This window comes from Povalibacter sp. (assembly GCF_036735925.1).
Taxonomy (GTDB): Bacteria; Pseudomonadota; Gammaproteobacteria; order Steroidobacterales; family Steroidobacteraceae; genus Steroidobacter.
This window is the reverse complement of record NZ_DAINNK010000069.1, coordinates 1-8,054: the sequence shown is the minus strand read 5'-3', so window position 1 is coordinate 8,054 and position 8,054 is coordinate 1. Positions and strand designations below refer to the sequence as shown.

Genomic DNA, 8,054 nt, shown 5'->3' with positions numbered 1-8,054 from the left:
GGCCTGACGATCCTGTTCCTCACCGAAATGTGGGAGAAGTTCTCCTACTACGGCATGCGCACGCTGCTCGTCTACTACATGACGAAGGCGCTGCTGATTTCGCAGACGCAGGCGTCGTGGATCTACGGGTTCTATACCGCCTTCACCTACTTCACGCCCATCATCGGCGGCGTGATCGCCGATCGCTATCTGGGCCGGCGACGCGCGGTGATCATCGGCGGCGCCATCATGGCGCTGGGTCATTTCATGATGACCTTCGAGACACTGTTCTATCCGGCGCTCGCGATCATCGGTCTCGGCAACGGATTGTTCCTGCCGAGCCTGCCGAGTCAGGTGAAGTCGCTGTATCGAAGCGATGACCCGCGCATCGGCTCCGCATACAACGTGTACTACGTCGGCATCAATCTCGGTGCCGTGCTGGCGGCGATCGTCTGCGGCGCACTCGGCGAACTGTACGGGTGGCACTGGGGTTTCGGCGCCGCCGGCGTCGGCATGTGTCTCGGACTCGTGGTTTACACGTTCGGCGGGCGCTATCTGCCGGCCGAAGTCGCGGCGGCCGTGCCTCGCGAAACGGATTCGCGCAGCGACGATTCCTGGCGCACGCGCGTCGCGCTGCTGCTCGGCGTCATCGCCATCGTCGTCGTGTTTCGCGGCGCGTACGAACAGATCGGCAACACCGTCGCGCTGTGGGCCGACTCCGGCGTCGATCGCCGCATCGGCGCGAGCTGGACCATTCCCGCCACCTGGTTCCAGGCATTGAATCCGCTGCTCGTGTTCACGCTTACACCGATCCTGCTGGCGTACTGGAAACGCCACGCCGATCAGCAGTTCGCGCCGCTGCGCCGCATGGCCATCGGCGCCTTCGTCGTCGCGGGTGCCTACGTGCTGCTCGCGCTGGTCGCCGGTCAGCCGCAGGCGCACTGGCTGTGGCTCGCGACCTTCCTGCTTCTGTACACGCTCGGCGAACTGTTCATCCTGCCCACGGGCCTCGGCCTGTTCGGCCGCATCGCGCCGCGCAATCTCGCCGCGACCGCCATCGCGCTGTGGTTCTCCGCCAGCTTCGCCGGCAACCTGCTGGCCGGCGCGCTCGGCACGCTGTGGAGCCGGTTCGATCGCACGACGTTCTTTCTGATCGTTGCTGCCGTTGCGGCGGTTGCTGCAGTGGCGTTGCTGCTGGTTGATCGTCCGTCGCGCAGGTTGCTGCGGGAGGAGAACGGAGTAACCGTGACCGAAAGGGAATCCCACGGGGCAAAGAACGCATAGAACGCAGAAAGGAGAATGGCCGCAAAAGGCGCAAAAGGCGCAAAAGTAAATCGAAATTCTTTTTTGCGCTTTTTGCGGTTGTTTCTCTCTTTGTGTTCTATGCGTTCTTTGCCCCGTGGGATTCCCCTTCGGTCACGGTTACTCCGTTTCCGTCATCTGTTCGTTCGTGAGGCTTGCCGGAAGGGGAGATAGCATGAAACCGATTGTCGTCCTGATGTTGAGCTTGCTGTCACTGGCATCGCTCGCCGCGCCGCCCGCGGAGTTCGATTCGCGCGTCGAAAGCCTGCGCACCCGCATCGGCGTGCCCGGCATGGCCGTGAGTATCGTGGAGAACGGCCAGACGACGCTGGCGCGCGGTTACGGCGTGCTGAAGCAGGGCGAAGCGACGCGCGTCGATGCCGACACGATTTTCCCGACGGGCTCGACCGGCAAGGCAGTCACTGCCGCAGCGCTCGCGACGCTGGTCGATGCCGGCAAGATCGGCTGGGACGACAAGGTGATCGAACACCTGCCGGGCTTCCAGATGTACGACCCGTGGGTGACGCGCGAGATCACCATCCGCGATCTGCTGGTTCATCGCAGCGGACTCGGGCTCGGCGCGGGCGATCTGCTGTTCGTGCCGCGCGGCAGCCTGTCGCGCGCCGAGTCGGTCAAGCGGCTGCGCTACATCAAGCCGAAGACCAGTTTCCGCAGCGGTTATGCCTACGACAACGTGCTCTACATGGTCGCCGGGCAGCTCATCGAGGAAGTGACGGGACAGACCTGGGAGGACTACGTTCGCGAACACGTATTCCTGCCGGCGGGGATGACTGTCTCCACCAGCGACAACGATCGTCGCTTCGCCACGGCCAATCGGGCGTATCCGCATGCGCGCACCACCGAGAAGGTGCGCGGCGTCGGTCCGCTGCACATGCTCGATGAGCGTGATGAACTCGGTCGCGCCGCGGCGCCTGCGGGCGGACTCGCGGTGAGCGCCAACGACATGAGCAAGTGGCTCGCGCTGCAGCTGGCGCACGGCAAACTGCCGGATGGCAAGGCGCTGTTCAGCGAAGCGGCGCACGCGGAGATGTGGAAGCCGGTGGTGATCCTGCCGGTCTCGCCGCCGCGGTCCGAGGCGTTCAAGTCCCTCCAGCCCATGTTCCAGACCTACGCGCTCGGCTGGGGAGTGCAGGACTATCGCGGCACGAAGATCGTTTCGCACAGCGGCGCCGTGCTCGGCTTCCAGACCATCGTGACGCTGATTCCGGAAAAGAACGTCGGCTTCTCCGTCGTGATCAACAGCGAGGACGGCGAGATCCTGCTCGGCCTCATGTACGAACTGCTCGATCACTATCTCGGCCTGCCCGCCAGTGGCTGGCCGGAGAAGTACATCACCTACAAGCAGGAGCGACTGGCGGGTGCCATGAAGGCGCTCGCGGCGACGGCTGCGACGCCGGCCAAAGTCGGCCCGTCGCTGAAGCTGGAGAACTATGCCGGTACGTACACCGACGCCTGGTACGGCAACATCGAAGTCGCGATGCGCGGCAAGTCGCTGGCCATCGATTTCAAGTCGACGCCGCGCATGGGCGGCACGCTCGAACACTGGCAGTACGACACGTTCATCACGCGCTTCGACGACAAGACCATCGAGCCCGCGTACGTGACGTTCAGTCTCGATGCGGACGGCAAGGTCGATCGCATCACGATGAAGCCGGTCTCACCGATCGCCGATTTCAGCTACGACTACGCGGATCTGCTGTTCACGCCGGCGGAGAAGCCCTGAGCTGTCTTCTGCGCGGATGTTCCGCCCCCTCCTCCGCGTAGCGGGGGAGGGCCGGGGTGGGGGCCTCTTACTGTGGGGCCGGCTTCAGCCGGCCTCTTTTCAGAGTCAGGCTGAAGCCTGACCCACAAGAATCCCCCGGCATTCACGCCCGAATCTGCTGTTACGGTCCACTAGGTCGCATTGCGCCTCACAACCTCAGGAAGCCCGATCAGGTCGGTAACACCCATGTCTTGCCCGAACTGGCTGAGCAGCGTTGTGAGCTGCCCTCGATGATGTGTCTGATGATTGAAGAAATGCGCCACGGCCAGCCACATCTCGTACTTTCGTGGAGCTGGACTGGCGACGCTCACGTATCGAAGCTCTCCCGCCAGTGCGGCATCGGTAAGCGAGTCTGTCCATCGCACGATGACTTCATCGGTACCGACGCGATCTCTGCGAAGCGCTTCGAACTCGGCGTGCAGTTCTTCGTCCAGGTTCCGTACTTGAATCGGATTGCCCAGGAAGCGACCCAGCCAGATCTTGTCTCCCAGCAGTAGATGGTTGAGAGTGCCATGGACTGATCTGAAGAAGGCGCCGCAATCTCTCTTTCGATCGCTATCCGTTAGTCGAGCACAGGCTTCGTACAATCGCTCATTCATCCAGCGATTGTATGAAGCCATGTCTCGTGCCAGTGCCGCGAGCATGCCGCAATCTCCTCTTTGCGATCTAACGTATCGTCAACACCGTCCCACGTCTTCGCGCTTGACGGGCTTGTTGGGCATCAATCTGCATGCTTGTTGATCTGTGCCAGCGTCTTTCCCGCCACAAGGTAAGCAACGAGCGCCGCGGAAACCTGGATCGCCTGCTGCGACCACCTTCCTGGTTCCACGCCCGCCTGACGGAGCGCCATGGCGAGCAAGAGAAGAGATGCCAGAGCCGCGACTGCCGCGACCAGGAAGACGGCAATCCCTCTCACCGTTCCCACCGTACGCTGATGTTTCCTCTGTCTCCGCCACAACACCGAGGAGACGAGGATCGCGATAGATAGCGAGAGCAACACTTCCGAGAGATACGGCGGCTCGGTACTCATCTTCTATTCGCTGTATTGCCCACGTCCTTCACTCAGAGACGCGTCGCTTTGAACGCGTCCTTTGACGGTCGCAGCTTCGGTGCGATCAAAAGCTGACGCTTCGACACCGAAAACAGAGGCCAGAGAATGCTTCGTTTCGAGACTGCATGTCTCGCCGCGTTCGATGCGTTGGATGCTTCGAACACTCAGGCCGCAAAGCTCGGCCAACTGCTCTTGAGTCCAGCCCCGCTTCAATCGCAACTTGCGCACGGTCATGGTCATTCACTTTGGATCCAGGCGGCCAAATATGAGTCCAGTCGGGCTCTTTGAACACGACAGGGACCCGACAGTGCACAAAAATCCGTTCCTTTCGCGCCTACCTCGCAGGCAGAGCATATTCGACATTCGTGAAACTCACGACGAGCCACTCTCCCGTGTCCTTGCTCATCACATACGTACCAATGTTTCCCACGGTGCTAAGTGATCGTACCTGTATCACCGCAACATCGGGTTTGACAAACCTGATCTTCTCAATCGTGTATGTCTTGTGATCGTCCTTTCCCGGCCCGGCATGAAACGTTCTGATGGCCTCTCGTATTGCTGGCTTCCCCTGGTTCCATCTAGCGCAAACATTCGCGTCTCCGATACCTGGCCGCGGATTCGCGGATTTCGGATTGTGAGTCTCATCGGTCGAGCCGCTTGTGCTCGGCGTCGCTTCAATCCGCGAATCCGTGGCACCGAAATCACTGCAAAGGCTGCCGATGACTATCGGCCGCAGCGCGCGGTTGAACGGTATTCAGCAGTTCAAGAAGCTGCGTCATGTCCGAAAAGACGTGATGCGCCCCAGCTTCGATGAGTCTATGCGCAGGGGTGTTTGCAGCAAATCCGAACGTGTGCATGCCCGCGGCGACGGCCGCCCGTATGCCGGTGGGAGTGTCTTCAACGACGGCGCACGCGGAAGGCGGAACGCCAATCTGTCGGGCGGCAAACAAGAAGACATCAGGCGCAGGCTTCGGCTTCGCTACATCAACCACGCTGAATATCCTCCCCTCGAAGCGCTTCAGCAGTCCGGTCGCACCAAGAGTAAGTCTTATCTTTTCGTGCTCGCCACTGGACGCCACGCAATAAGGAACGTCCAGACTGGCCAGCACTCTTTCAACACCAGGAATGGACCTGATTTGGTCCTTCAAGGCGGAGGCCGCGCGTTGCCGGAGCTCATCGACAAAGGTGCTCGGCGGAGGTTCACCATGCATTTCGGTGATCAGATCGATGCACTGAGGCATGGAGAGGCCGACGAAGCGCTCGAACATGTCCTGTAGCGAAACTGGCACCCCCAAGTTGTTGAGCATGGTGCAGAAGACCTGATTGGTGATGCTCTCGCTATCGACCAGCACACCGTCACAGTCGAAAATGACAAGCTCAAAGACGCTCATATGAATGACGCCCAATGCCATTGCTCACACGCGTGCATCTTCGCACGTCGCGTGGATGGCTTCATTCGACATCTCTGCGCCCATGATCTTCAGCGCGGTCATGATGCCGTCTGGATTGCTGTAGTCACGGTAGACGAACCGTATCCCGATTTCCCGTAGCTCCTCGAAGCGACGCCCGATCCCAATCATTGGAATGCCGAGTTCTGAGGTGACCTTGGCATCCCAGGGAGCATCGCCAAAATACACAACTGAATCGATTTCGAAACCGGCCCGAGCACAAGCGAGCTTGATGATGTCCCTGCGGCGCGGCGTGTCACTTGCCGTGGCATGTGGAAAGTCCCTCAATCTCAGCCCGCAGCACGCAAGCTTGAATTCTGCCTCTGAATCGAAACCACCGGTTGCAATGGCAATATGAGCGCCGGCCGATTGCAGGCACTCAATGAATTGAATGGCGCCATCAATCGGCGAGAAGTCGCCTGGAAAGTGAGGTTGTGCATCCTCAAGAAGGCGGCAGAATTCCTGCTTGATCAATTCTTCCTTGGTCTTCCACTCCGTATCGGCAGCAAGCAAGTGTCGGACGATGCCCGAGCTGGTGGGCTCATGGAAGGTGCTCCACTCAACCGAGGATAGCGACAGTCCTGTCACACGCTCAATGGCCATTGCATAGCAACGCCCCTCGACTTGCTGCGTGTCGCAAATGGTGCCGTCATTGTCGAAGATCAAAAGCATGTTTCAGGCCGAACGCGCTTCTGAACCGCGCGGCGGGAAATCAAACGAACAAAGGTGCATACGTCTCACTGTGTTGATGGCGTTATCAGGCAGGCTCGTTCCTTTTCATTCTTGTTCTTCAGGTAGTGGATTCCGGCCGCACAAATGAGGCCCAACATCAAATTGGGTATCCATACGGCGAGCCTGCTGACGACGGCATACCAAGCGGGCATTCCTGCCAGAATTCCCATAATTACGTTGCGAAACAGTTCGCCTTTGATCTCGAGGATTACCAGGCTGAATACGATTCCTTTGGAGATCCAGGATCGCCAAGGTAGCTTTTCCCATACCAGGAAGAGCACGCCATAGTAGAGCAGCGTGGGGACGATCGCTGTCGCTGCTCCCAGCACATCGATGTGCCAGGGATAAGGAAACTTCAGCATCTGCATCTCCGAAAGTTCCTTCCCTCTCTCAGCAATGATCGAATTCTGCACGTACTGAAGAAGGACATGAGCGCAAAAAGCCGAAAGCGCAGCCGCGACAACGATTGATGCGGACAGGATTGAATGTTTACCTGTTGAACGGGTCATCGATTTCTCGCTTGGCGTCCGCGCTGTGCGGCTCCCCACCAATCGCCAACACAGCGTGCATTGTCATAGATTCGTTTCCGATACCCGGCAGCGGCCCGGCACCGAAATCATGAGCTGATGGGAGTGCAAAGCTCAACAAGCGAGCCGTCGGGGCATCGGACATGGGATACGACCTGACCCCAGGGCTTGGTGATGGGCGCTGCCAGTTCGGCGGCTCCTGCCGTCAGTGCTCGCTGATGCGCTGAGGCTACGTCGTCGGTGACCAAGGCAATCTCAACACCCAAAGGCTTGGCTGATGAGTGGGCCTCGACATGGCCGGTTGGAAAATTCATCTCGCCGAGATCGTGTGACGCAAAAGCAAGCGTCGTTTGCCCCGTCTCAAGCTCGCCGTAAGTCCCGGATTCATGGAGAAACCTGCGTTCGAAGCCGAATGCCTGGGTGAAGAAGTCCAATGATGCGGGAACATCGGGGACATAGATGATCGTGTATCCGAACTTCATGGGGTGGCTCCTTTGAGGCTCAACGCTGCGCGTAAGCCGCGGGCAACGACGCTTCGCCGTTGCGAGCCGGGCGCGCGCAGCGTGCGCACTTGACGTGCTCGTTAGGCGGCATTCGGCTCATATCTGGATAACCCATTGAGCTTTGTACCCACAGGAACAAATTGCCACCCAAGCGCTTCGGCAGCGACGGCATCCCAGTGTCCGTCACCATAGTACGTAACGGTGTCGAAGATGCCATTCAGTTGCCGGAGCGCGTGAAGCATTATTTCCTGCCTGTCGAAATGGTCGTCCGAAGTGGCCAGCGGAACCCCTGCCACTGGAAAGCCGGATAGCGATAGCTTCAGTAGTGCCGAGCCGTGCCACCCGCCCGTTGCGTAAGCAATGCGATGCGTAGTCGAATTGTGCAGGCTCTGCACAAAGACCCTCGCGCCTGGTATCTCCGCGAACGGACCGTGCTCAGAGACATGACGATGGATGCTTTCAACGAAGTGATCTCGAACTGCGGCCACTCTCTCTGGTGTCGCCTCCATGGCATTGTCATTCAGAATCTCGGTCAAAATGCCGGCGGCGGTGAATTGCGTGTACATCCCCCAGGACGGACGCAGGCTGACATCGCCAAGCACATCGCGGACTGACGCCAAGTACAACGCGTCGTCATTTGCGTCGGACTGCAGGAGCGTGCCGTCTATGTCGAAGATCGTTGCCTTCATTCTTGTGCCGCCCAGGGCTTGTTGGGAAAGCTCACAGGAA

At 59.5% G+C, this 8,054-nt stretch carries 9 protein-coding genes and 1 pseudogene; 2 read left to right on the top strand and 8 right to left on the bottom strand.

Going from position 1 to position 8,054, the window contains the following annotated elements; translation table 11 throughout:
* A partial coding sequence (locus V7D81_RS18045) for a peptide MFS transporter (RefSeq protein WP_324318832.1) occupies positions 1–1,263 on the top strand: 1,263 nt, incomplete at its 5' end.
* A 193-nt stretch (positions 1,264–1,456) separates the two neighbouring features.
* Positions 1,457–3,025, top strand: a complete 1,569-nt coding sequence (locus V7D81_RS18040) for a serine hydrolase (protein WP_324318830.1) — start codon at positions 1,457–1,459, stop codon at positions 3,023–3,025.
* 170 nt (positions 3,026–3,195) lie between these two features.
* On the opposite strand, the gene V7D81_RS18035 is transcribed toward V7D81_RS18040, so the two are convergent.
* From V7D81_RS18035 to V7D81_RS18000, 8 genes and pseudogenes are all read right to left on the bottom strand, one after another.
* A complete protein-coding gene (locus V7D81_RS18035) occupies positions 3,196–3,708 on the bottom strand; it encodes a DinB family protein (protein ID WP_324318828.1) in 513 nt (170 codons plus the stop codon).
* A 77-nt stretch (positions 3,709–3,785) separates the two neighbouring features.
* On the bottom strand, positions 3,786–4,094 hold the full coding sequence (locus V7D81_RS18030) for a hypothetical protein (protein WP_324318826.1): 309 nt from the start codon (positions 4,092–4,094) through the stop codon (positions 3,786–3,788).
* Positions 4,095–4,187: 93 nt separating this feature from the next.
* Positions 4,188–4,349, bottom strand: a pseudogene (locus V7D81_RS23305) (helix-turn-helix transcriptional regulator); the annotation flags it as partial.
* Between the two features lie 467 nt (positions 4,350–4,816).
* Complete coding sequence (locus V7D81_RS18020; protein ID WP_324318822.1) at positions 4,817–5,527, bottom strand: HAD family hydrolase; 711 nt, start codon at positions 5,525–5,527, stop codon at positions 4,817–4,819.
* Positions 5,528–5,530: 3 nt separating this feature from the next.
* A complete protein-coding gene (locus V7D81_RS18015; protein WP_324318820.1) occupies positions 5,531–6,235 on the bottom strand; it encodes an HAD family hydrolase in 705 nt (234 codons plus the stop codon).
* Between the two features lie 65 nt (positions 6,236–6,300).
* Positions 6,301–6,804 carry a hypothetical protein gene (locus V7D81_RS18010; protein WP_324318818.1) on the bottom strand — a complete coding sequence of 168 codons (504 nt, stop codon included), beginning with the start codon at positions 6,802–6,804 and terminating at the stop codon, positions 6,301–6,303.
* Positions 6,805–6,911: 107 nt separating this feature from the next.
* The gene (locus V7D81_RS18005) at positions 6,912–7,304 is read right to left on the bottom strand and encodes a VOC family protein (RefSeq protein ID WP_324318816.1); all 393 of its coding nucleotides are present in this window, start codon (positions 7,302–7,304) and stop codon (positions 6,912–6,914) included.
* A 101-nt stretch (positions 7,305–7,405) separates the two neighbouring features.
* A partial coding sequence (locus tag V7D81_RS18000) for an HAD family hydrolase (protein ID WP_324318814.1) occupies positions 7,406–8,054 on the bottom strand: 649 nt, incomplete at its 5' end.